The organism is Streptomyces viridosporus, assembly GCF_002078235.1.
Classification (GTDB): Bacteria; Actinomycetota; Actinomycetes; order Streptomycetales; family Streptomycetaceae; genus Streptomyces; species Streptomyces viridosporus.
This window is the reverse complement of the sequence record NZ_MSGP01000262.1, coordinates 1-21,195: the sequence shown is the minus strand read 5'-3', so window position 1 is coordinate 21,195 and position 21,195 is coordinate 1. Positions and strand designations below refer to the sequence as shown.

The 21,195-nt window shown below is 73.1% G+C and carries 24 protein-coding genes; 6 read left to right on the top strand and 18 right to left on the bottom strand.

Translation table 11 applies throughout. The annotated features are described in order from the left end of the window. The 3 genes from B7L92_RS19350 to B7L92_RS19340 all read right to left on the bottom strand — a co-directional run. A partial coding sequence (locus B7L92_RS19350) for an NUDIX hydrolase (protein WP_081238781.1) occupies window positions 1-729 on the bottom strand: 729 nt, incomplete at its 3' end. A 145-nt stretch (window positions 730-874) separates the two neighbouring features. Beyond that, on the bottom strand, window positions 875-1,066 hold the full coding sequence (locus tag B7L92_RS19345) for a hypothetical protein (protein ID WP_081238780.1): 192 nt from the start codon (window positions 1,064-1,066) through the stop codon (window positions 875-877). 43 nt (window positions 1,067-1,109) lie between these two features. Beyond that, a complete protein-coding gene (locus tag B7L92_RS19340) occupies window positions 1,110-2,066 on the bottom strand; it encodes an ROK family protein (protein WP_081238779.1) in 957 nt (318 codons plus the stop codon). Between the two features lie 212 nt (window positions 2,067-2,278). On the opposite strand from B7L92_RS19340, the gene B7L92_RS19335 reads away from it, so the two are divergent. Continuing rightward, complete coding sequence (locus B7L92_RS19335; RefSeq protein ID WP_081238778.1) at window positions 2,279-3,355, top strand: LacI family DNA-binding transcriptional regulator; 1,077 nt, start codon at window positions 2,279-2,281, stop codon at window positions 3,353-3,355. Window positions 3,356-3,581: 226 nt separating this feature from the next. Here the strand turns inward: B7L92_RS19335 and B7L92_RS19330 are convergent, their stop codons facing one another. From B7L92_RS19330 to B7L92_RS19320, 3 genes are all read right to left on the bottom strand, one after another. Next, window positions 3,582-3,848: a helix-turn-helix domain-containing protein gene (locus tag B7L92_RS19330; protein WP_081238777.1), complete on the bottom strand. Its 267-nt coding sequence runs from the start codon at window positions 3,846-3,848 to the stop codon at window positions 3,582-3,584. Further along, entirely contained in the window at window positions 3,848-4,345 is a 498-nt protein-coding gene (locus B7L92_RS19325) for a DUF2975 domain-containing protein (RefSeq protein ID WP_081238776.1), read from the bottom strand. Before B7L92_RS19325 ends, B7L92_RS19330 begins: the two co-directional genes overlap by 1 nt. Window positions 4,346-4,457: 112 nt before the next feature. Continuing rightward, window positions 4,458-5,753, bottom strand: a complete 1,296-nt coding sequence (locus B7L92_RS19320) for a DUF6986 family protein (protein ID WP_081238775.1) — start codon at window positions 5,751-5,753, stop codon at window positions 4,458-4,460. A 245-nt stretch (window positions 5,754-5,998) separates the two neighbouring features. Here B7L92_RS19320 and B7L92_RS19315 point away from each other — a divergent pair, with 245 nt between their 5' ends. Next, window positions 5,999-6,901, top strand: a complete 903-nt coding sequence (locus B7L92_RS19315) for an endonuclease/exonuclease/phosphatase family protein (protein WP_081238774.1) — start codon at window positions 5,999-6,001, stop codon at window positions 6,899-6,901. 64 nt (window positions 6,902-6,965) lie between these two features. Here B7L92_RS19315 and B7L92_RS19310 read toward each other — a convergent pair whose 3' ends face one another. From B7L92_RS19310 to B7L92_RS19295, 4 genes are all read right to left on the bottom strand, one after another. Continuing rightward, complete coding sequence (locus tag B7L92_RS19310) at window positions 6,966-7,928, bottom strand: electron transfer flavoprotein subunit alpha/FixB family protein (protein WP_081238773.1); 963 nt, start codon at window positions 7,926-7,928, stop codon at window positions 6,966-6,968. A 64-nt stretch (window positions 7,929-7,992) separates the two neighbouring features. Continuing rightward, window positions 7,993-8,781, bottom strand: coding sequence for an electron transfer flavoprotein subunit beta/FixA family protein (locus B7L92_RS19305; protein WP_004991377.1), 789 nt, complete (start codon window positions 8,779-8,781; stop codon window positions 7,993-7,995). A 221-nt stretch (window positions 8,782-9,002) separates the two neighbouring features. Beyond that, window positions 9,003-9,512 carry a flavin reductase family protein gene (locus B7L92_RS19300; protein ID WP_081238783.1) on the bottom strand — a complete coding sequence of 170 codons (510 nt, stop codon included), beginning with the start codon at window positions 9,510-9,512 and terminating at the stop codon, window positions 9,003-9,005. Window positions 9,513-9,667: 155 nt separating this feature from the next. Further along, the gene (locus B7L92_RS19295; RefSeq protein WP_438364003.1) at window positions 9,668-10,030 is read right to left on the bottom strand and encodes a thioredoxin family protein; all 363 of its coding nucleotides are present in this window, start codon (window positions 10,028-10,030) and stop codon (window positions 9,668-9,670) included. A 307-nt stretch (window positions 10,031-10,337) separates the two neighbouring features. Between B7L92_RS19295 and B7L92_RS19290 the strand changes: the two genes are divergently transcribed. After that, a complete protein-coding gene (locus tag B7L92_RS19290; RefSeq protein ID WP_081238772.1) occupies window positions 10,338-11,066 on the top strand; it encodes a lysophospholipid acyltransferase family protein in 729 nt (242 codons plus the stop codon). Window positions 11,067-11,096: 30 nt separating this feature from the next. Here the strand turns inward: B7L92_RS19290 and B7L92_RS19285 are convergent, their stop codons facing one another. From B7L92_RS19285 to B7L92_RS19265, 5 genes are all read right to left on the bottom strand, one after another. Next, on the bottom strand, window positions 11,097-11,789 hold the full coding sequence (locus B7L92_RS19285; RefSeq protein ID WP_081238771.1) for a B3/B4 domain-containing protein: 693 nt from the start codon (window positions 11,787-11,789) through the stop codon (window positions 11,097-11,099). 14 nt (window positions 11,790-11,803) lie between these two features. Then, window positions 11,804-12,376, bottom strand: coding sequence for a transglutaminase domain-containing protein (locus tag B7L92_RS19280; protein WP_081238770.1), 573 nt, complete (start codon window positions 12,374-12,376; stop codon window positions 11,804-11,806). Window positions 12,377-12,451: 75 nt separating this feature from the next. Continuing rightward, window positions 12,452-13,522 carry a threonine aldolase family protein gene (locus B7L92_RS19275; protein WP_081238769.1) on the bottom strand — a complete coding sequence of 357 codons (1,071 nt, stop codon included), beginning with the start codon at window positions 13,520-13,522 and terminating at the stop codon, window positions 12,452-12,454. Next, complete coding sequence (locus B7L92_RS19270; protein ID WP_043495481.1) at window positions 13,519-14,265, bottom strand: SDR family NAD(P)-dependent oxidoreductase; 747 nt, start codon at window positions 14,263-14,265, stop codon at window positions 13,519-13,521. The genes B7L92_RS19275 and B7L92_RS19270 overlap by 4 nt, the downstream gene beginning before the upstream one ends. 38 nt (window positions 14,266-14,303) lie before the next feature. Next, window positions 14,304-15,701, bottom strand: coding sequence for a DUF6421 family protein (locus B7L92_RS19265; RefSeq protein WP_081238768.1), 1,398 nt, complete (start codon window positions 15,699-15,701; stop codon window positions 14,304-14,306). A 249-nt stretch (window positions 15,702-15,950) separates the two neighbouring features. On the opposite strand from B7L92_RS19265, the gene B7L92_RS19260 reads away from it, so the two are divergent. Then, a complete protein-coding gene (locus tag B7L92_RS19260) occupies window positions 15,951-16,634 on the top strand; it encodes a glycerophosphodiester phosphodiesterase (RefSeq protein ID WP_081238767.1) in 684 nt (227 codons plus the stop codon). A gap of 3 nt (window positions 16,635-16,637) precedes the next feature. Here the strand turns inward: B7L92_RS19260 and B7L92_RS19255 are convergent, their stop codons facing one another. Then, the gene (locus B7L92_RS19255; protein ID WP_081238766.1) at window positions 16,638-17,180 is read right to left on the bottom strand and encodes a GNAT family N-acetyltransferase; all 543 of its coding nucleotides are present in this window, start codon (window positions 17,178-17,180) and stop codon (window positions 16,638-16,640) included. Window positions 17,181-17,285: 105 nt separating this feature from the next. On the opposite strand from B7L92_RS19255, the gene B7L92_RS19250 reads away from it, so the two are divergent. Beyond that, window positions 17,286-17,678 (top strand): VOC family protein, encoded by a 393-nt coding sequence (locus B7L92_RS19250; protein ID WP_016827354.1) that lies wholly within the window; start codon window positions 17,286-17,288, stop codon window positions 17,676-17,678. A gap of 294 nt (window positions 17,679-17,972) precedes the next feature. Continuing rightward, the gene (locus B7L92_RS19245) at window positions 17,973-18,737 is read left to right on the top strand and encodes a VOC family protein (protein ID WP_081238765.1); all 765 of its coding nucleotides are present in this window, start codon (window positions 17,973-17,975) and stop codon (window positions 18,735-18,737) included. Between the two features lie 83 nt (window positions 18,738-18,820). Here the strand turns inward: B7L92_RS19245 and B7L92_RS19240 are convergent, their stop codons facing one another. Continuing rightward, a complete protein-coding gene (locus B7L92_RS19240; RefSeq protein ID WP_081238764.1) occupies window positions 18,821-19,438 on the bottom strand; it encodes a MarR family winged helix-turn-helix transcriptional regulator in 618 nt (205 codons plus the stop codon). Then, window positions 19,435-21,111 (bottom strand): FUSC family protein, encoded by a 1,677-nt coding sequence (locus B7L92_RS19235; protein WP_081238763.1) that lies wholly within the window; start codon window positions 21,109-21,111, stop codon window positions 19,435-19,437. Before B7L92_RS19235 ends, B7L92_RS19240 begins: the two co-directional genes overlap by 4 nt. Between the last annotated feature and the right edge of the window lie 84 nt (window positions 21,112-21,195).

Genomic DNA, 21,195 nt, shown 5'->3' with positions numbered 1-21,195 from the left:
GCCCGCGCGCGCGGGCGCCTCCCCGCGTTCCACGACCCCGCCCGGGAACTCCCAGCCCGCCTTGTAGGTGGGGTCGACGAGCAGCACCCGGTCCTGTTCGTCGAACAGGAGGACCCCGGCGGCGACGGTCTCGGCGGTGGGCTCGGGCGTCTGCACGATGTCGCAGGCGGGCGCCGCCCCGCTGCCGACCGCCTCGGCGATCCGCAGGGCGGCGTCGTACGGGGTCAGGGCGCCGGTGTCGATCGGGTAGGCGTCGGCGGTGAGCCAGGAGGCGAGGGCGGACTTGTACGGTTCGATGTGGTCGTAGGACCACTGGCGGACGCGCATCTCGCCGTCGGGGAGGTCCTGCGGGACGTCGCGGCCGGCTATGCGCTCGCGCAGGATCGTTTCCGCCGGAGCGAGGAGGACATGACGGACCGGGATGCGGCGGGCGGCGAGGCCGCCGAAGATCTCGTCGCGGTACTCCTGGCGCAGCAGGGTCATGGGGACCACGAGGGTCCCGCCGAGCTCGGCGAGCATCGCGGCCGCCGTGTCGACCACGAGTCGTCGCCAGATCGGGAGCTCCTGGAAGTCGCCGACCTCGGCGAGGTGTTTGGGCGGCAGCAGACGGCTCAGCGCTCCGCCGATGACCTCGGGGTCGAGGAGCGTGCTGTTCGGGATCAGCTCGATCAGTTCGCGTGCGGTGGTGGTCTTCCCCGCACCGAACGCGCCGTTGATCCAGACGATCACGGTTCCCCCTCTTCTGTTGGCCCCCTGAGGCTTGCCCGCTCCACCCTGCCACGGAAACCAGATCCAGTTGAGAGCGCACGGCAACGGCGCCGTCGCCCCTCCGGCCGAGGGGCGACGGCGCCGTGCGGTCCTGCCGTGGGTCGGGTCAGTCCTTGTCCTTCTGCCGCCCGTCCGGGTCCGGGAGGGCGTCGGCGTCGGCGGCCCGGTCCAGGGCGCTGAGGGCGTCGTCGGTGCCGAGGCCGCCGAGGCTCTCGCCGAGCGCGTGCGACGGGGTGACCGCCGCGACGACGAAACCGGTGGCGAGGGAGGCGATGGCGAGCATGCTGCGCTTCTTCATGCCGGGCTCAACGGCCGGGACGGCCCCGGGGTCACGCGGAGGTTCACGCGACCGCACCGGCGGCCGTGTCCGTCCGGCCGGCCAGCGCCGCCGCCGCGGCGCCCACGAGACCGGCGTCGGTGCCCATCCGCGCCGGAGCCACCACGAGGCGCTGGACGAAGGACAGGGTGGCGTACTCGGTCAGGGCCCTGCGCAGGGGGGCGAAGAGGATCTCGCCGGCCTTGCCCACTCCCCCGCCGATCACGGCGATGTCGATCTCGACGAGGGTCGCGGTGGCCGCGATGCCGGCGGCCAGTGCCCGGGCGGCCCGTTCGAAGGAGGCGACCGCCACCGGGTCCCCGGCCCGGGCGGCCGCGGCCACCGCGGCGGCGGAGGTGTCGCCGTCCGGGCCGGGCCGCCAGCCGTCGGCCAGGGCGCGGTGGGCGATGTTCGGGCCGCTCGCGATGCGCTCCACGCAGCCGCGCGAGCCGCACGGGCACCGGTCGCCGTCCAGGTCGACGCTGATGTGGCCGATGTGGCCCGCGTTGCCGGTCGGTCCGGGGTGCAGCCGGCCGCCCAGCACCAGGCCGCCGCCGACCCCGGTCGACACGACCATGCACAGCGCGTTGTCGTGGCCGCGGGCGGCGCCCTTCCAGTGCTCGGCCGCCGTGATCGCCACGCCGTCGCCGATCAGCTCCACGGGCAGGCCCCCGGCCGTGTCCCGTACCCGGGCGACGAGCGGGTAGTCGCGCCAGCCGGGCACGTTCACCGGGCTCACCGTGCCCGCGGAGGCGTCCACGGGACCGGCGCTGCCGATGCCCACGGCGCGGGCGCCCTGCCACAGCGGGGACGCGCGGAGCTCGCCGAGCACGGCCTCGACCGCCCGCATCACGGTCTCACCGTCCTCCCGCGCGGGCGTCGGCCGCTGGGCGCGGACCAGGATCCGGCCCTGGCCGTCCACCAGCGCGCCGGCGATCTTGGTGCCGCCGATGTCGAGCGCGGCCACGAGGTCGGTGTGCATCAGTGTCGGATCTCCCCCTCAACCATCGGAAAACGCCCTGAAGAACCATGTACGGCCGGAAGACGGCACATGGGACGGACCACATCCCCGGTCTCACTGCGACGCGCGGGCCGAAGGGTGCGGTGGACAGTGTCCCCCGAGTCTGACAACGTTGTCCAGGCTCTATGCTCGACGCCACATCCTCATACGGACCCACGGCCCCACGCATCCCCGTGGACGACAGGACAGGACAGGACACCGTGCCGGAGACGCACCGCCGCACCGACCGCCTCCCAGGGACCCGTTACGGCAGCCGTCCGACGATGAAGGACGTGGCCGCCCGCGCCGGGGTCGGGCTCAAGACGGTCTCCCGGGTGGTCAACGGCGAGCCCGGGGTCACGCCGGAGACGGAGCGCCGCGTCCAGGAGGCCATCGAGGCGCTCGGCTTCCGCCGCAACGACAGCGCGCGGGTGCTGCGCAAGGGCCGCACCGCCAGCATCGGACTGGTCCTCGAGGATCTGGCGGACCCGTTCTACGGGCCGTTGAGCCGGGCGGTCGAGGAGGTGGCCCGCGCGCACGGCGCCCTGCTGATCAACGGCTCCAGCGCGGAGGACGCCGACCGTGAGCAGGAACTGGTGCTGGCGCTGTGCGCCCGCCGGGTGGACGGGCTGGTGGTGATCCCCGCCGGCGACGACCACCGGTACCTGGAGCCGGAGCTGAAGGCGGGCGTCGCCACCGTGTTCGTGGACCGGCCGGCCGGGCGGATCGACGCGGACGTCGTCCTGTCGGACAACTACGGCGGTGCCCGCGACGGCGTGGCCCACCTGATCGCGCACGGGCACCGCAGGATCGGCTTCATCGGTGACATGCCCCGCATCCACACCGCGGCCGAGCGGCTGCGCGGCTACCGGACCGCCCTGGAGGACGCGGGCATACCGGTGGCGGACTCCTGGATGTCGCTGGGTGTCACCGACCCCGAGCGGGTGCGCCGGGCGGCCGAGGAGATGCTCTCCGGCCCGAACCCGGTCACCGCGATCTTCACGGGCAACAACCGGGTGACGGTCACCGTGATCCGGGTGCTGGCCGAGCACGCGCGCCGGGTCGCGCTCGTCGGCTTCGACGACATCGAACTCGCCGATCTGCTCCGGCCGGGGGTCACGGTCGTCGCCCAGGACGCGGCGGCCCTGGGCCGGACCGCCGCCGAGCGCCTCTTCCGCCAGTTGGACGGCACCCTGCTCCGTCCCGAGCGCATCGAGCTGCCGACCCGGCTGGTCACGCGCGGCTCCGGCGAGCTGCCCCCGGCGGACTGACCGGCGCGCGGCGCCCTTTCCGGGCCGGCGTCCCGCGGGGACGGTGTCCGGTCCGGAGCGGTACGCCCCGCCCCAGCGGACGGGAAGCCCGGGCACCGGCCCGTCGTCGCCCCCTGGCCGTGCGTGCCCCGCGCCCCGAGGGGCGCGGCGGGAAAGGGCGTGCGCGACATCCGCGGCGGATCCGCCGCGCGGGGACCGGGGACGCCCCTTCGACCGCGGGCCGGCGTCACGGACGGCCGGTACCGCCCACGAGGGACGCCTGCGCGTCCTCGCCGGGGTTGTCGGGATCGTCGGGTTCCCAGCGCAACAGGTCGCCCGGCTGGCACTCGAGCACCTCGCAGAGCGCGGCGAGCGTCGTGAACCGCACCGCCTTGGCGCGGCCGTTCTTGAGGACCGCCAGATTGGCGGGTGTGATCCCGACGCGTTCGGCGAGCTCGCCCACGGACATCTTCCGCCGGGCCAGCATCACGTCGATGTCGACGGCGATCGGCATCAGATCACCTCGGCCAGCTCGGCCCGCATCCGCGACGCCTCGACGTCGCGCGCGACGGCCTGGGCGAGCAGCATCCGCAGCACGAGCACGACGAGCGCGACGCCCAGGACCGCCAGGCCGACTCCCCCCAGCAGGAGCACGACGCCCGGGGCCACGGCCTCACCCGGCGCCAGGAGCACCCCGAGCGTGAACACCAGGAGCGCGGCGGCCACGAACGCGCCGATCACGAGGTGCACGTACCGGAAGGCGGCGTGGGAGAACACGGTTCCGCGCCGCACCATCGTCACCAGCCGCCAGACGCAGACCAGGACGACCTGGGCCGTCACCACCGCGAGCACCACGACGACCAGGAACGGGGTGCGCAGGTACGCGTAGTCCGGGTCCAGTCCTTCCAGGTCGCTCGCCAGCAGCGGCACCATCACCGTCTGCACGGCCACCGAGCCCGCCAGCAGCGCCCCGAGCACGGCACGCAGTGCGAGCACCGTCAGCTGTCCCATTGCCTCTCCTCCCATCGAACCACGATGGAAATCTATCGAGATTCGATAGGCGGGGCAAGTGGACGGTCCGGTCCGCGACCGGCGCCCGCCGCGGACCGGATCGCCGGGCCGGCTAGCGCGCCGAGTCCGTGCGGCCGTGCCGCCGGGGTGCCGCGAAGTCCTCGAGGCCGGCACGGGTCAGGCCGGTCGCCCCCGCCACCTCGGCGGCGTCGAGGGCCCCGCAGTCCAGCCCGCGCAGCAGGTGGCCGGCGAGGGCCCGGGCGGTGGCGGGTTCGTCCATGACGTCGCCGCCGGCCCGGGCGGCGTACCGGGCGAGACGGGCGGCGGTCTGTTCGAAGCCCTCGCGGTAGAAGGCGAAGACGGCCGCGTAGCGGGTGGGCAGGTGGCCGGGGTGCATGTCCCAGCCCTGGTAGTAGGCACGGACCAGGGCACGGCGGGTGAGCCCGTGGTGCAGGCGCCAGGCGGCGTGCACCTTCTCGGTCGGCCCGACGGGCAGGACGTTGGTGGAGCCGTCGCAGACCCGCACCCCGGTGCCCGCCGCCGCGACCTGCATGACGGCCTTGGCGTGGTCGGCGACCGGATGGTCGCCGGCCTGGTGGGCGGCGGAGACGCCGAGGCCGGCGCTGTAGTCGAAGGTGCCGTAGTGCAGACCGGTGACACGGCCCTCGGCCGCCTGGATCATGCGGGCGACGGCGGCGGTGCCGTCGGCGGCGAGGACGGACTGGCTGGTCTCGATCTGGATCTCGAAGCCGATCCGGCCCGGCTCGAGGCCGCGCGCCCCCTCGAAGGCCTCGAGGAGGCGGACCATGGCCGTGACCTGCTCGGGGTAGGTGACCTTGGGCAGGGTCAGGACCAGCCCGTCCGGCAGGCCGCCGGCCTCCATCAGACCGGTGAGGAAGATGTCCAGGGTGCGGATGCCCCGGTCGCGGACGGCGGCCTCCAGGCACTTCATGCGGATGCCCATGTACGGGGCGGCGGTGCCGTCGCCGTACGCCTCGGCGATCAGGCGCGCCGCGCGGGCGGCGGCCTCGTCCTCCTCGGCGTCGGGCCGGTCGCCGTAGCCGTCCTCGAAGTCGACGCGCAGGTCCTCGACCGGCTCGCGCTCCAGCTTGGCGCGGACGCGGTCGTACACGTCCTCGGCCGACCCGCCGTCCGGACCGAGCGCGGCGGCGAACGAGGCGGCGTCGGGGGCGTGTTCGTCGAGCGCGGCGAGGGCCCGGTCGCCCCAGGAGCGGAGGGTGCCGGCGGTGAAGGCGTCAGCGGGGACGTAGACGGTGTGGACGGGCTGACGGGTGCCGGGGTCTCCGGGGTAGCGGCGCTCCAGTTCGGCGTCGACGGACGCGAGACAGGCGCCGATCTCCTTGCTGACGGCACCCGCGAGAGTCGTCGCCACCCGCTCCTGCCCCATGCCCCACGCTCCCCACTTCCGCTATGCGGAATCAACAATCCGTAGAGCGAAGCTATCGGGCGGTTTTCCGCCGGTCAACACCCGCCCCCGTCCCGCTCTCCCCTCCACCGTCTCGGCATGTTCACGTGTCTCTGGCATCGTCTGAGCGGAAGCGCGGCCCCGTCGCGCCTCCGCGCCCCTTCGGCACCCCGCCGTACGCACGACTCGCCCGGAAGCCGCCGCGCCGCGCCACCGAAGGAGTTCCCGTGCCGCACCACAGCCGCGTCACGCGCCGCCTGGGACTGAAGGCGGCGCTGACCGCCTCCGTCGCCCTTCCGCTCTCCAGTACAGCACTGCCCCCGGGGCCCGCCTCGGCGGAGGAACGTCCGGACCGCCCCCTGGAGGTCATGTCGTTCAACCTCCGCTTCGCGAGCGCGGCGGAGCCCCGCAGCTGGGCCGTCCGCAGACCCGTGATGCGGGACCTGCTGCGCCGCGAACGCCCGCACGTCATCGGTACCCAGGAAGGCCTCTACCAGCAGCTGCGGGACATCGAGGCGGACCTGGGCCCGGCCTACGACTGGATCGGCACCGGGCGGGAGGGCGGCAGCCGGGACGAGTTCATGGCGGTCCTCTACGACACCCGTCGGCTCGTCCCGCTGGAGTACGACCACTTCTGGCTCTCCGACACCCCGGACGTGATCGCCTCGAACACCTGGGGCAACGCCTTCGTCCGCATGGTCACCCGGGTCCGCTTCCGCGATCTGCGCGCGGACGGGCGGGAGTTCCACGTGCTCAACACCCATCTGGACAACGCGAGCCAGTACGCCCGCGAGCGGGCCGCCGCCCTCATCGCCGACCGCGTCGGCGGGCTGGGCCGTTCCGTGCCCGTGGTGGTGACGGGGGACTTCAACGTCGCCGCCCACGAGAACCCGGTGTACGACACGCTGCTGGGTGCCGGTCTCGTCGACACCTGGGAGGCGGCGGCCGAGCGCGGTGAACCGTACGGGACCTTCCACGGGTACCGGCCGCCGGTGCCGGGCGGCCCCCGCATCGACTGGATTCTGGTCACCCCCGGGGTCACGGTGCACCGGGCGTCCGTCAACACCTTCGCGCCGGCCGGGCGGTTCCCGAGCGACCACCTGCCGGTGCAGGCGGCGCTGACGCCCTGACCGCCCGAGACCCCCGCGACCTGCGTGGTCGCGGGGGTCTCGGGCGGTCCGGAGCGCGGTGCGATCAGCCCTTGCGGGTCTTGATCTCCTCGGTCAGCTGCGGGACGACGTCGAACAGGTCGCCGACGACGCCGTAGTCGACCAGCTCGAAGATCGGGGCCTCGGCGTCCTTGTTGACGGCCACGATGGTCTTCGAGGTCTGCATGCCCGCGCGGTGCTGGATCGCGCCGGAGATGCCCGAGGCGATGTACAGCTGCGGCGACACGCTCTTGCCGGTCTGGCCGACCTGGCTGGTGTGCGGGTACCAGCCGGCGTCCACGGCGGCCCGCGAGGCACCGACGGCCGCGCCGAGGGAGTCGGCCAGCGCCTCGATGATCGCGAAGTTCTCCGCGCCGTTCACCCCGCGGCCGCCGGAGACCACGATCGCGGCCTCGGTCAGCTCCGGGCGGCCGGTCGACTCGCGCGGCGTGCGGCCGGTGACCTTGGTGCCGGTCGCCGCCGCGGAGAAGGTCACCGACAGGGCCTCGACCGCGCCGGCGGCCGGCGCCGGCTCCACGGCCGCGCTGTTGGGCTTGACCGTGATGACCGGGACGCCCCGGGAGACGCGGGACTTGGTGGTGTAGGACGCGGCGAACACCGACTGGGTGGCCACCGGGCCGGAGTCGCCGGCCTCCAGGTCGACGGCGTCGGTGATGACGCCGGAGCCGATGCGCAGCGCCAGGCGGGCGGCGATCTCCTTGCCGTCGGTGGAGGACGGGACCAGGACGGCGGCCGGGGAGACGGCCTCGACCGCGGCCTGCAGCGCGTCCACCTTCGGCACGACCAGGTAGTCGGCGTACTCGGCGGCCTCGTGGGTGAGGACCTTCACCGCGCCGTGCTCGGCGAGGGTGGCGGCGGTGTCCGCGGCGCCGCTGCCCAGCGCGACGGCGACCGGCTCGCCGATGCGGCGGGCCAGGGTCAGCAGCTCCAGGGTGGGCTTGCGGACGGCGCCGTCCACGTGGTCGACGTAGACGAGAACTTCAGCCATGGGACTTCTTCTCTCCTGCTTGCGAAGGGGTGAGGGGCGGGAAGCGAGCTCGAGCCCGTGGGGCTCAGATGAACTTCTGGCTCGCGAGGAACTCGGCGAGCTGCTTGCCGCCCTCGCCCTCGTCCTTGACGATCGTGCCGGCGGTGCGGGCCGGACGCTCGGCCGCCGACTCCACGACCGTGTAGGCGCCCTCCAGGCCGACCTCCTCCGCCTCGAGGTCGAGGTCGGACAGGTCCCAGGACTGCACGGGCTTCTTCTTGGCCGCCATGATGCCCTTGAAGGACGGGTAACGGGCCTCGCCCGACTGGTCGGTGACCGACACGACCGCCGGCAGGGACGCCTGGAGCTGCTCGGAGGCGGCGTCGCCGTCCCGGCGGCCGGTGACCGTGCCGTCCTCGACCGAGACCTCGGACAGCAGCGTCACCTGCGGCACGCCCAGGCGCTCCGCGAGCAGCGCCGGGACGACGCCCATCACGCCGTCGGTGGAGGCCATGCCGGAGATGACCAGGTCGTAGCCGGCCTTCTCGATCGCCTTGGCCAGGACCAGGGAGGTGCCGATGGCGTCGGTGCCGTGCAGGTCGTCGTCCTCGACGTGGATCGCCTTGTCCGCGCCCATGGACAGCGCCTTGCGCAGGGCGTCCTTGGCGTCCTCCGGGCCCACCGTCAGGACGGTGATCTCCACGTCGTCGTCGGAGTTCTCCGAGATCTGCAGTGCCTGCTCGACCGCGTACTCGTCCAGTTCGGAGAGCAGACCGTCCACGTCGTCCCGGTCGACGGTCAGGTCATCGGCGAAGTGCCGGTCGCCAGTGGCGTCGGGCACGTACTTCACGGTGACAACGATCCTCAAGCTCACGCCGGCTCTCCTACTGCATCGTCATTTCTGGCTGCCTGCCTGCAGGCAGCATAGGCGCCTGGAGCGGGCGATCCCGGTCGGGGCGGCCCACGCTCCGAACGAAATATTACTCGTCAGTACACCCAGTTCGTTCCCGCTAAGCAAGCGCTTTGAACTGTGACCTTCGCAACGCAGCGTAACCGGAACTCGACGGGCCCGCAGCAGGAGACGGGGGCTCCGGCTCAGTCCCGCAGTCCGCTGAAGCGCCCCTGGTGGTAGAGGAGCGGACGGCCGTGACCGGTGGGGTCGCCCATCAGGATCTCGGCGAGCACGATCCGGTGGTCCCCGGCGGGCACCCGCGTCACCACCCTGCACACCATCCAGGCCGGCACGTCGTCCAGCACGGGGACACCCTCGGGCCCCTCCCGCCAGGCGGTGGCCGGACCGAACCGGTCGGCCCCGCTGCGCGCGAAGGTGGCCGCCAGCTCCTGCTGGTGCTCCCCGAGGACGTGCACGCCGACATGGTCGCTCCCCGCTATCGCGGGCCAGCTCGAACCCCCGGTGCCGACGGCGAAGGACAGCATCGGAGGATCGGCGGAGACGGAGGCGAGGGAGGTGGCGGTGAAGCCGACCGGACCCGACCGGCCGCGCGCGGTGATCACGGCGACGCCCGCCGCGTGCTTCCGGAACACGGAGCGCAGCAGGTCGGGCGAGGCGGGCCGGGCGGCGCCGAGGTCGGACGTGGCCGTCATGAAACCGTCCTTCTGCGGGGAGACGATGGGGCGGCCGGGCACCCGCCGGTGGCGAAGGGGTTCCGACGACATGCTGTCAGGCTGGCGATAGCTGTACGGCACAGTCAAGTCGGTCCCGGGATGTGCGAGACGGCTCACGCCGAAGCCCCGGGCCGTCACACGGCCTCCCCGAGGGCGGCGATCACATCGGCCTTGCGCGGCTGACCGGCCGCGCGCCGCACGACACGGCCACCGGCGTCGAGCACCAGGACCGTCGGGGTCTTGAGGATCTCCAGCCGCCGGACGAGGTCCAGCCGGGCCTCGGCGTCGATCTCCACGTGCGCCACGCCCGGGACCATCCCGGCCACTTCTCCGAGCACCCTCCGGGTCGCCCGGCAGGGGGCGCAGAACGCGCTCGAGAACTGCACGAGCGTCGCGCGCTCCCCGAGTCGTGCGCCCAGTTCCGCCGCCTCCAGCCGCTCGCCGTCGTCCCGCCCGCGCACCCGCACGCTCCCGCTCTCCGTCGTCCGCGCCGCCACCGCGGCCCTCACCAGCCTGAAGCGCTCGCGCCGCCTCGGAGATTCCCGGTCGCGCGGGGCGGTCCGCCTCGCCGGAGGTTCCGCCGGACGGCGCCCGCCGGGTCCCCCGGAGTAATGACGACGCAAAAGCCCGAGGTGGATCAGGTGGGTGGACGTGACGAGAATCTCCCCGCCGTCGGGCACCAGGGCTGGTTCACGGGCCGTTCATGGGGCACCATCTGCGACAAGCCGTAAACCTACGGCTGCGTAACTTTCGACTGGGAGCTTTCCCCTTCCCAGGCAGAGCAGGAAGGGTTCCACCCCGCCCATGGCAGAACTCGTCTACCGTCCGGTCATCGGTTTCGCCCAGACTCTGTTCAAGGTGTGGGACCTCAAGATCGACTGCCAAGGCTCGGAGAACATCCCCCGCTCGGGCGGCGCCGTGCTGGTGAGCAACCACATCAGCTACCTGGACTTCGTCTTCAACGGCCTGGCGGCGCTCCCGCAGAAGCGGCTCGTGCGCTTCATGGCGAAGGAGTCCGTCTTCCGGCACAGGATCTCCGGTCCGCTGATGCGCGGGATGAAGCACATCCCCGTGGACCGCAAGCAGGGCGACGCGGCGTACGCGCACGCGCTGCAGTCGCTGCGGTCGGGCGAGATCGTGGGTGTCTTCCCGGAGGCGACGATCTCGCAGTCGTTCACGCTGAAGAGCTTCAAGTCGGGTGCCGCGCGCATGGCGCAGGAGGCGGGCGTCCCGCTGATCCCGATGGCGGTGTGGGGCACCCAGCGACTGTGGACCAAGGGGCATCCGCGCAACTTCAAGCGCAGCCACACCCCGATCACCATCCGCGTCGGCGAGGCGATCGAGGCGTCCAGGGACAAGTACGCGGGCGCCATCACCCGGCAGCTGCGGGAGCGGGTCCAGGAGCTGCTGGAGGCGGCCCAGCGCGCGTACCCGGTGCGGCCCAAGGGGCCGGACGACACCTGGTGGATGCCCGCGCACCTCGGCGGTACCGCCCCGACGCCGGAACAGGTCCGCGCGGCCGAGGCGCGCTGACCGGGCGGGGCGGCGGCCGTCCGGGGCCGCTCACGCCGGCGGGTGGACGGTGATCCGCGCGCCGGGGCTGAACTTCTCCAGCAGCTCCGCGAGTTCACCGGCCGCGGCCTCCAGGTCGGCGACCGGCATCGGCGCCATGCCCTCCAGCAGGAAGACGCCCGCGGTCGTCCCCTCGGTGAGCCGGGTGCGCGGGCCCTGGCGCCAGTTCCAGCGGCGGCAGGTCACGCCTGCGTCGTCGCGCCACACCACCTCGCCGGTGTCGGGGTGCTCGACGGTCTCCTCTCCCCCGGAGACGGTCACGAAGTCCTCCTCGCCGGTGGCCCGCACGAGCCGCATCGCGCCCCGGATCCGGTCGAGGTCCTCGCCGCCGACGGGGATCAGACGGGCGACGCTGACGGCGTTGTAGAGGTCGACGAGGAGGTTGATCCGGGGCAGCCCGGCCTCCGTCAGGGCCCGCCGGGCCAGCGCCTCCGCCGAGTTGCGGGTGCGGGACGGCTTCGAGCCGAACCGCGTGTAGACCTCGCGCCAGGCCGCCATGTGCGGGTCCTCGTGCGGGGCCCGTCCGCCCAGGCGGGCGGCCAGCCGCCGGGCCGCGTCGTCGAGCAGGGCGGAACTCGATTCCGTGGTGGGCGCGTTGACCAGGCCGTGGGCCTCGACGGCGACATGGGTGAAGCCGGGTGCGAGGGCGCGCACCTCGTCGGAGACGGTTGGGGTGAAAGTCATGGTCCCGCCTTGGCTCAGAGTGCGGTGGGGAGCGTCCGCCACAGGTGCGGCCGGTCGGGGGCGGCCCTGAGGGCGTTCAGCACGACCGGATGCGGTGCAGCATACAAGACCGGGCAGTCCATCTCGTTGGACGTGGCATCGGGCGTGAAGGCCAGGCGCTCACCGTCCAGGGAGAACCGCGCGTCGACCCCCGGCTTGTTGCCCCGCGGGTCCTGCCGGTGCCAGGCGCCGCGGAAGCGGACGGCGACCAGTCCGTGCACGACCCCGAGGTTCTGGTAGCAGAACGCGGTCGGGATGCCCTCGGCCCGCAGCAGCGCCGCCAGCGCGTGGGCCTTGGCGTAGCAGATGCCGGTGCGCCGGCCCAGGACGTCGGAGGCGCGCCAGGTGACCCGGAGGTCACCGGAGTCCTGCGAGTGCGGGATGGCGTCGCGCACGAACTCGAACGCCATCCGCGCATAGTCATACGAGTCCACCGCCCGCTCGGCCAGGCGCGCGACCGTCTCCCGAACCAGTGGATGATGGTGGTCGACGACCTCATCGGCGACCAAGTAGGAGGAGCGGTCGGGATTTTCCTGGATCAGCTGCATGCGGCCAGAGCATAGGCATGCGGCCGATCGGCGGTCAATGCATTTCCGATCGGCCGCATACTTATACATCCGCTGCTACCGGGCCGTCTCCTCCTTGAGCGCCGCCACGAACAGGTCCACGTCGTCCTCGGTGGTGTCGAAGGCACACATCCAGCGGACGTCGCCCGCGGCCTCGTCCCAGAAGTAGAACCGGAACCGCTTCTGCAGGCGCTCGCTCACGTCGTGCGGCAGACGCGCGAAGACCGCGTTGGCCTGCACCGGGTGCAGGATCTCCACGCCGTGCACGGCGCGCACGCCCTCGGCCAGGCGCTGGGCCATCCCGTTGGCGTGCCGGGCGTTGCGCAGCCACAGGTCCCGGGCCAGCAGGGCCTCCAACTGCACCGACACGAAGCGCATCTTGGACGCGAGCTGCATGGACAGCTTGCGCAGGTGCCTCATGTGGCGGACGGCGTCCTGGTTGAGCACGACGACCGCCTCGCCGAACAGGGCGCCGTTCTTGGTGCCGCCCAGGGAGAGGATGTCGACGCCGACCGCGTTGGTGAAGGTGCGCATCGGCACGTCCAGCGTGGCGGCGGCGTTGGCCAGCCGGGAGCCGTCGACGTGCACCTTCATGCCGCGGTCGTGGGCGTGCTCGCAGATGGCGCGGATCTCGTCGGGTGTGTACACCGTGCCCAGCTCGGTGGCCTGGGCGATGGAGACCACCTGCGGCATGGCGCGGTGCTCGTCCTCCCAGCCGTACGCCTGCCGGTCGATCAGCTCGGGGGTGAGCTTGCCGTCCGGGGTGGGCACGGTGAGCAGCTTGATCCCGGCCACCCGCTCCGGCGCGCCGCCCTCGTCCACGTTGATGTGGGCGCTCTCGGCGCAGATCACCGCGCCCCAGCGGTCGGTGACCGCCTGGAGCGCGACGACGTTGGCGCCGGTGCCGTTGAAGACCGGGAACGCCTCGGCGGTGGGTCCGAAGTGGCTGCGGATCACCTGCTGGAGGTTCTCGGTGTACGCGTCCTCGCCGTACGCGACCTGGTGCCCGCCGTTGGCCAGGGCCAGGGCGGCGAGCACCTCCGGGTGGGCCCCCGCGTAGTTGTCGCTGGCGAAACCGCGGACGTCCGGATCGTGGTGACGACGCGCGTCGGTCCTCGGTGGGTTCACGGCTTCTCGGTCAGCCACAGACGGTTTCCGTTCACTTCCGCGGCGGGCTTCTCCCAGACTCCGACGATGGCCTCGGCCAGGTCGTCGACGTCCGTGAAGCCCGCGAACTTCGCGTTGGGGCGGTCGGCGCGCATCGCGTCGTGCACCAACGCCTTCACCACCAGGATCGCAGCCGCCGACGTCGGCCCCTGCTCGCCCCCGGCCTTGCGGAAGTAGTCGGCCAGGGCGAGCGTCCACGCCTCGGCGGCGGCCTTGGCGGCGGCGTACGTCGCGTTGCCCGCGGTGGGTTTGCTCGCGCCGGCCGCGCTGATCAGGACGTACCGGCCGCGGTCGCTGCGCTGGAGCGCCTCGTGGAAGGCGAGGGAGGTGTGCTGCACGGTGCGCACCAGCAGCAGCTCCAGGAAGTCCCAGTCGTCCAGGCTGGTCTTGGTGAAGGTCTCGCTGCCGCGCCAGCCGCCGACGAGGTGGACCAGACCGTCGACGCGGCCGAACTCCTTCTCGGTGCGGACGGCCCACTCGCGGGTGGAGTCCAGGTCGAGCAGGTCGACCGTGTCACCGGTGACGGTGGCGCCGCCGTGCGCGTAGCGCGCCGCGTCGACCGCCTCCGCCAGCCGCTCCGGGTCGTTGTCGGAGCCGACGACGGTCGCCCCCGCCTCGGCCAGCCTGAGCAGTGCCGCACGCCCCGCGGGTCCCCCCGCGCCGGCCACCGCGATCACTGCACCGTCGAGCGCGCCGTTCCCCATGGTCCTCGCCTCCTGAGCAGTTGTGGACACGCGATCGCTCACGCGGCGACCCGCTCGGCGCCGTCCGCCGTGATGCCCTTGGTGGAGGCAATCACGTTCTTCAGCTTCTTGGACAGTGCCTCATAGAACATGCTCAGCGGAAACTCGTCCGGAAGCACGTCATCGACGAGCTTGCGCGGCGGCTGCGAAAGGTCCAGGGCGTCGGGACCCTTGGCCCACTTCGAGCCCGGGTGCGGGGAGAGGTAGGTGGACACCAGCTCGTAGCCGGCGAACCAGTGGACGAGCTTCGGGCGGTCGATGCCGTCGCGGTACAGCTTCTCGATCTCGGCGCACAGCTGGTTGGTGATCTGCGGGGCGCGCTCCCAGTCGATGGAGAGCTTGTTGTCGGTCCAGCGCACGACGTCGTGCTTGTGCAGGTAGGCGAAGAGCAGCTGGCCGCCGAGACCGTCGTAGTTGCGGACCCGCTCGCCGGTGACCGGGAAGCGGAACATCCGGTCGAAGAGCACCGCGATCTGCACGTCCCGGGCCTGCGGGACGCCTTCGCCCGCGAGCTTCACGGCCTCCTTGAAGGCGGTGAGGTCGCAGCGCAGCTCCTCCAGGCCGTACATCCAGAACGGCTGGCGCTGCTTGATCATGAACGGGTCGAACGGCAGGTCGCCGTGGCTGTGGGTGCGGTCGTGGATCATGTCCCAGAGCACGAACGCCTCTTCGCAGCGCTTCTGGTCGTGCACCATCGCGGCGACGTCCTCGGGCAGCCGAAGGCCCAGGATGTCGACGGCGGCGGCGGTGACCCGGCGGAAGCGGGCGGCCTCGCGGTCGCAGAAGATGCCGCCCCAGGTGAACCGCTCGGGAGCCTCGCGCACGGCGATGGTCTCGGGGAAGAGCACCGCGGAGTTGGTGTCGTAGCCCGCGGTGAAGTCCTCGAAGGTGATGCCGCAGAACAGCGGGTTGTCGTAGCGGGTGCGCTCCAGCTCGGCCAGCCAGTCCGGCCAGACCATGCGCAGCACGACCGCCTCCAGGTTGCGGTCCGGGTTGCCGTTCTGCGTGTACATCGGGAAGACGACCAGGTGCTGCAGACCGTCCTCGCGGTGCGCGGCCGGCTGGAAGGCCAGCAGCGAGTCGAGGAAGTCGGGCACCCCGAAGCCGCCCTCGGCCCAGCGGCCCAGGTCCTTCACCAGGGCCTCGTGGTAGGCGCGGTCGTGGGGCAGCAGCGGGGACAGCCGCTCGACGGCCTCGACCACCTCACGCACCGCGCGCTCGGCATCGGCGCGGGCCGGGGCGCCCTCGGCGTCGAGGTCGATCGACCCGTCCTTGGACTGCCAGGGCCGGATCCGCTCCACGGCATCCTTGAGCACGGGCCACGCCGGGTGCTCGACCACCCTGCTCACCGAAGGAACCTTTCCCTCCGTACCCACCTGCACAAGAATTTCCGTCATGACCCCATCCTCCACGGGAGAACCTGCGTAAGCAGACCGTATCCACAGGAGGTTTCTCCCAGCAAGGGGACCTCAGAAAATTATCCTGCCCCACCCCAGGCTTCACCGCACTTTTTCCTGTCGATCATGCATATGGGGGAGGCTCCGTGTGAACGGGGTTCAGCCCCTGGACGGGGCGGGCACAGGCGATACGGTCCAGGAGGGTCGTGGGGACGCGGCCCGCCGCCGTCGACGGAAGCGAGTCACCCCTTGAACTTCCTCACCATCGGTCACCGCGGAGTCATGGGTGTCGAACCCGAGAACACCCTCCGGTCCTTCACCGCCGCCCAGGAGGCGGGCCTCGACGTCATCGAACTCGATCTGCATCTGAGCAAGGACGGCGTGCTCGTCGTCATGCACGACACGGACGTGGACCGCACGACGGACGGAACCGGCCCGATCGCCGACAAGACCCTTGCCGAGCTGCGCGCCCTGGACGCCGGGCGCGGCGAGCGGATCCCCGTCTTCGAGGAGGTGGTCGACGCCGTCCGGACGCCTCTGCAGGCCGAGATCAAGGACGTCCGGGCGGCCCGGGCGCTGGCCGAGGTGATGAACGGACGGGACCTGGCCGGCCGGGTCGAGGTGTCCTCGTTCCACGACGAGGCGATCGCGGAGATCGCCCGGCTGGTTCCCGGGGTGCGCACCGCGCTCATCGCCGGCCGCTACGGCACCGACGTCGTGGAGCGGGCGGTCGAGGCCGGCGCCTCGACCGTCTGCCTCGACATCCGCCGGCTCACCCTGGAGATCGTCGAGCACGCGCGCAAGGCCGATCTGAGGATCATCGGCTGGGTGGTGAACACCCAGGACCACCTCAGACTCGTACGGGCCCTGGGGCTCGACGGGGCGACCACCGACTACCCGGAGATCAAGCGCACCGGGCGCTTCACCGCGTGACGGTCAGGCCAGCTCCTTCACCAGCAACTCGAACCGCAGGTCGTCGCGGAGCGGAACGCCGAAGCGCTCGTCGCCGTACGGGAAGGGGTACGTCCTTCCCGTACGGCGGTAGCCCCGCCGCTCGTACCAGGCGATCAGGTCCTCGCGCACGGAGATCACGGTCATGTGCATCTCGCGCACGCCCCAGGTCTCACGGACCTGCCGCTCGGCCTCCGCGATGACCGCCCGGCCGAGTCCGGCGCCCTGGAGGACGGGGCTGACCGCGAACATCCCGAAGTAGGCGTGCTCGCCGCGGCGCTCGAGCTGGCAGCAGGCGACGATCCGGCCGTCGCGCTCCACCGCCAGCAGCCGGCTGTCCGGGGAGGCGACGACCTCCCGCACGCCCTCCGGATCGGTCCGCTGCCCCTCGAGGATGTCCGCCTCGGTGGTCCACCCGGCGCGACTGGAGTCCCCCCGGTACGCCGACTCGATCAGCGCGACGAGGTCGTCCACGTCGGCGTCGGTGGCGTCGCGGAAGGTCAGTGCGGTGGTGGTGGCGGATTCCATGGGGCGCTTCTCCGGTTCCTCTGCTGTGTCCGTTGCTGTGTCTGTGTCGCACTCCGGCGCGGCTCGGCCGGGGACGAGACTAACCCGGGCACTACGCTCGGCCGCATGGTGCATGTACTGAGCAGCCGCGTCCTCCTGCGCCCCACCGACCCCGAGCGTTCCCGCGTCTTCTACGGCGAGCGGCTCGGCCTCGCCGTCCACCGCGAGTTCGGCACCGGGCCGGAGCGCGGCACCGTCTACTTCCTCGGCGGCGGCTTCCTGGAGCTCTCGGGCCGCTCGGACGCCGTGCCGTCCCCGGCGGTACGGCTGTGGCTCCAGGTCGAGGACGTGGCGGCGGCGCACGAGGAGCTGCGGGCCGCGGGCGTCGAGATCGTCCGGCCCCCGGTGAAGGAGCCCTGGGGGCTGGTCGAGATGTGGATCGAGGACCCGGACGGCACCCCGATCGTGCTGGTGGAGATCCCGTCGGACCATCCCCTGCGGTACCGGCCGGGAATCTGAGCCCGGCCGTTCGGGCTCGGACGCCGGGCACGACGGTGGCCACCTGCGTGTCGACCGGACCGGTGGGCCGATCGCGGTCGGCGCGGCGGCGGGGACGCACCCGGGGCACGGGCACGGGGTGCCTCGGGGCGGGGCGAAGGAGCCGGTGGCCGCCGCGCGGTGCGGCCGGGCCCGGCGGTACGGTCGGCCGCCGTCCCGCACCGGTGGGTTCCCCGCCGGATGGCCCGGGTCCGGCACCGGGCTTAGCGTGCTGGCAGGGACGCACCCGGGAGGGACCGCCGTGGAAGGAGAGCCATGGAGCTGACCGCACCGGTGACCGGCGGCCCGTGCTGGGTCGAACTGGGGACCGGCGACCCGGAGTCCGCCCGGCGGTTCTACACGCGGCTGTTCGGCTGGCGTCCGACGACGGACGCGCGTGAGGAGGCGGGCGGTTACACGGTCGCGCACCTCGGCGACGCGGCGGTCGCCGCGCTGGCGCCGCTGGACCGGCCGTCGCAGCCGGTCGCCTGGAACGTGTCGTTCGCGGTGCCCGACGCCGAGGCCGCCGTCCGCGCGGTGACCTCGGCGGGCGGGACGGTGCTCCTCGGCCCGGTGGACGTGTTCGACCTGGGCCGTTCCGTGGTGGCCGCCGACCCCTCCGGTGCCCTCTTCCAGCTGTGGCAGCCCGGCGCCTTCCCGGGCGCCGGGCTGTTCAACGCCCCCGGGTCGCTGGGCTGGGTGGAGCTGCTGACCCGCGCGCCGAAGGAGGCCGTGGCCTTCTACACCACCGTGTTCGGCTGGAGCGTGGGCCCCTCCCCGCGCTACCCCCGGTGGGGCGTCGGCGGCGCGGACTTCGGCGGCATGGTGACGATGGACGACAAGTTCCCGCACGAGGTGCCCGCGCACTGGCTGCCGTACTTCGCGGTCGAGGACGTGGACGCCGCCGCCGTGACGACGACGCGGGTGGAGGGCACCGTGCTGATGGAGCCCACCTCGCCGCCCGACGGCCCGCGCATCGCGGTGCTCCGGGACCCGCAGGGGGCGATGTTCGGCGTGTACCGGGCGGGCGACGGGCGCTGAGGCCCGGCGGGACGGGCGCGCGGCGCGCTCCGGGTGCGGCCCCGGCCCGGCGGTGCCCGCGGGGCCGGGTGCCACGAGCGGTTTCAGGCCCGCAGGGTGCCCGGGCGGCCTTCCAGCTGTCCGAGCAGCTCGCCCAGCAGGGCGGCGAGTTCGCCGCGTTCCGGCCCCTGCAGGCCGGAGAGCACGGCGGTCTCGTAGGCGAGCTGCGCGGGCAGGACGCCGTCGACCAGGTCGCGCCCGGCGTCGGTGAGGCGGACGTGCGCGACGCGGCGGTCACGGGTGTCGCCGCGGCGTTCGACCAGCCCGCGCTCGGTGAGCTGTTTGAGGCGTTTGGTGACGGCGGCGCCCGAGGAGAAGGTCTCCCGGGCCAGCTCGCTCGGGGTCAGTTCGCGGCCGGTGCGGCGCAGCGCGCCGAGCAGGTCGAACTCGGGGCGGGTCAGGCCGGCCCGGCGCAGCGGGGCGTCCTCGGCCTGCTGGAGGAGGGCGGAGCAGCGGTTGATGCGGCCGATCACCTCCATGGGGCCGGTGTCGAGGTCGGGGTGGACGGCCCGCCACTGCCGGACGACCTCGGCGACGGTGTCGCCCCGCCTGCGGGCGGGCTCGGCCCGGACGGCCGTGCCCCTCCCCTCGGTGTCCGTCCGGCTGTCGCCGCGCGTCACCGCTGCTCCTTCGCCGGCCGATGGTCCTTCGGTCGCCGTCATGGCCGTGCGTCCTCCGTGTGCGTGCTCGTGCCGGGGTCCGGGAGCAGCCCCTGGCGTCGTACCGTCGCCGCGAGCGTACGGTGTGCCGCCTGCTCGGCGAGCACGACCCGCTCCTGCGGCAGGGCACGCTGCCACCATTCTCCGGCCGCGGCGTCGGCGGTGGCCCGCAGGTCGACCAGTGCGGCGGCGAGGCCGCGCCGGGCGGACTCCAGGGCCGCGGGCGTGCTCCGCGGGTCGGCCGACAGGCGGGCGGCGTGCTCCCGGGCGTGGTCGACGGCGGTGAGCGCCCGCTCGACGCGCCGGCCCGCCCGCCGGTTGGTGACGGCCACGGCGGCGACGAACCCGACCAGGGCGCCGACGAGCGTGTCCACCACGCGGTCGGCGACCAGGTCGCCGGTCGGCTGGTAGCCGGGGAACTCGGTGACGAGCAGGGCCAGCGGGGTCACGCAGACGCTGCCGAGCCAGTAGTTGCGGCCGATGAGCGCCTCGGCGCCGAAGTTGCAGACCAGGCAGCACAGGACGAGGGCGAGCGGGCCGAGGTGGGCGATCGGGGCGATGGCCGCGAAGAGCAGGACGCCGACCAGGTTGCCGACGACGCGCTGCACGGCCCGGCTCCAGGTGAGGGTGATGTTGGCCTGGTAGATCGAGGCCGCGGTGACCAGGGCCCAGTAGGGGCGGCCGACGCCGAGGGCGAGGGAGGCGTAGCCGGCGAGCGCGCAGCCGAGCCCGGTGCGGACGGCGATCGGGGTGAGCGGTCCGAGCCTGCTCCACAGCGGGCGCGGCGCCGTGGCGCGTTCCGCGGCCGCGCCCAGGAGTTCGTCGGCGTCCGTGCGGGGCTCGTCGGTGTGCGGGACGCGGCCCGTGCCGCGCAGGGCGCGGGCCCAGGCGCGCAGGCGTACGGGGTCGGTGTCGGCCGGGGCGGCGAGCGCGATCTCGGCGCGGACCACGAGCCGTTCGAGGGCGCGGCGGGTGGCCGAGGGACGGTTCCCGGCCGCCAGCAGCGTCTGCCAGGCGGCCTGGACGGCGGCGTAGGCGGCGGACCGGGCCCTCGGGTCGCCGTCACCGTCGCCCGCCGTCTCGGCGTACGCGGCGGTGGCGTTCAGGGCGTGGGCGGTGGCCCGGCGCTCCGGGCCGTGCGGCCGGACCGGCGCGGGCGCCATGCCGACCAGCCAGGCCCACGCGCCGGCCGCGGCGGCGAGCGCGAGGTGGCCGGGGACCTGGCCGAGGGTCTGCGGGACGAACAGCGAGGCCGAGCTGACGAAGGTGAGGATCACATGGGCGGGCGGCCCGATGCGGGTGGCGTCGCACAGCACCTTCTGGACGGCGGCCAGCACGGCGCCGACGGTGACCAGGACGACGGCGTTCTCGGTGAGGGAGGCGGTGACCAGGGCCGCGGCGAGGCCGCCGAGCATGCCGAGGACCACTCCCGCCAGCACCCTGGCCCGGGCGACGTACGGACGGTTGTGGGCGTACAGGGCGCACAGGGACCCGGCCATCGTGTACGCCGCCAGGTCGAGCCGGCCGAGCGCCACCAGGATCAGGCTGGGCGGTGCGACCGCGACGACCACGCTGAGGGCCGGCTTGAACCAGATGTCGGAGGGCCGCCCGAGGCGCAGCACACCGGCGACCGGGAGGCGCCGGGCACGCGAGGGGGTGGGGGTCGCACTGCTCATGAGGAACTATGTTAACAGGTGTTTTACTAGTAAAGGATTTTCTCGGCCCCCTTCAGCCCCCTCCGGTCTCCTCCGCCCCTCCGG

Coding starts and splice junctions, on each gene's coding strand:
- B7L92_RS19285 (WP_081238771.1), bottom strand. CDS start 11,789: ATGACTTTCACCCCAACCGTCTCCGACGAGGTGCGCGCCCTCGCACCC.
- B7L92_RS19235 (WP_081238763.1), bottom strand. CDS start 21,111: ATGAGCAGTGCGACCCCCACCCCCTCGCGTGCCCGGCGCCTCCCGGTC.
- B7L92_RS19345 (WP_081238780.1), bottom strand. CDS start 1,066: ATGAAGAAGCGCAGCATGCTCGCCATCGCCTCCCTCGCCACCGGTTTC.
- B7L92_RS19310 (WP_081238773.1), bottom strand. CDS start 7,928: ATGGCTGAAGTTCTCGTCTACGTCGACCACGTGGACGGCGCCGTCCGC.
- B7L92_RS19325 (WP_081238776.1), bottom strand. CDS start 4,345: ATGGGACAGCTGACGGTGCTCGCACTGCGTGCCGTGCTCGGGGCGCTG.
- B7L92_RS19255 (WP_081238766.1), bottom strand. CDS start 17,180: ATGGAATCCGCCACCACCACCGCACTGACCTTCCGCGACGCCACCGAC.
- B7L92_RS19270 (WP_043495481.1), bottom strand. CDS start 14,265: ATGGGGAACGGCGCGCTCGACGGTGCAGTGATCGCGGTGGCCGGCGCG.
- B7L92_RS19280 (WP_081238770.1), bottom strand. CDS start 12,376: ATGCAGCTGATCCAGGAAAATCCCGACCGCTCCTCCTACTTGGTCGCC.
- B7L92_RS19340 (WP_081238779.1), bottom strand. CDS start 2,066: ATGCACACCGACCTCGTGGCCGCGCTCGACATCGGCGGCACCAAGATC.
- B7L92_RS19250 (WP_016827354.1), top strand. CDS start 17,286: ATGGTGCATGTACTGAGCAGCCGCGTCCTCCTGCGCCCCACCGACCCC.
- B7L92_RS19320 (WP_081238775.1), bottom strand. CDS start 5,753: ATGGGGCAGGAGCGGGTGGCGACGACTCTCGCGGGTGCCGTCAGCAAG.
- B7L92_RS19245 (WP_081238765.1), top strand. CDS start 17,973: ATGGAGCTGACCGCACCGGTGACCGGCGGCCCGTGCTGGGTCGAACTG.
- B7L92_RS19330 (WP_081238777.1), bottom strand. CDS start 3,848: ATGCCGATCGCCGTCGACATCGACGTGATGCTGGCCCGGCGGAAGATG.
- B7L92_RS19290 (WP_081238772.1), top strand. CDS start 10,338: ATGGCAGAACTCGTCTACCGTCCGGTCATCGGTTTCGCCCAGACTCTG.
- B7L92_RS19240 (WP_081238764.1), bottom strand. CDS start 19,438: ATGACGGCGACCGAAGGACCATCGGCCGGCGAAGGAGCAGCGGTGACG.
- B7L92_RS19265 (WP_081238768.1), bottom strand. CDS start 15,701: ATGACGGAAATTCTTGTGCAGGTGGGTACGGAGGGAAAGGTTCCTTCG.
- B7L92_RS19300 (WP_081238783.1), bottom strand. CDS start 9,512: ATGACGGCCACGTCCGACCTCGGCGCCGCCCGGCCCGCCTCGCCCGAC.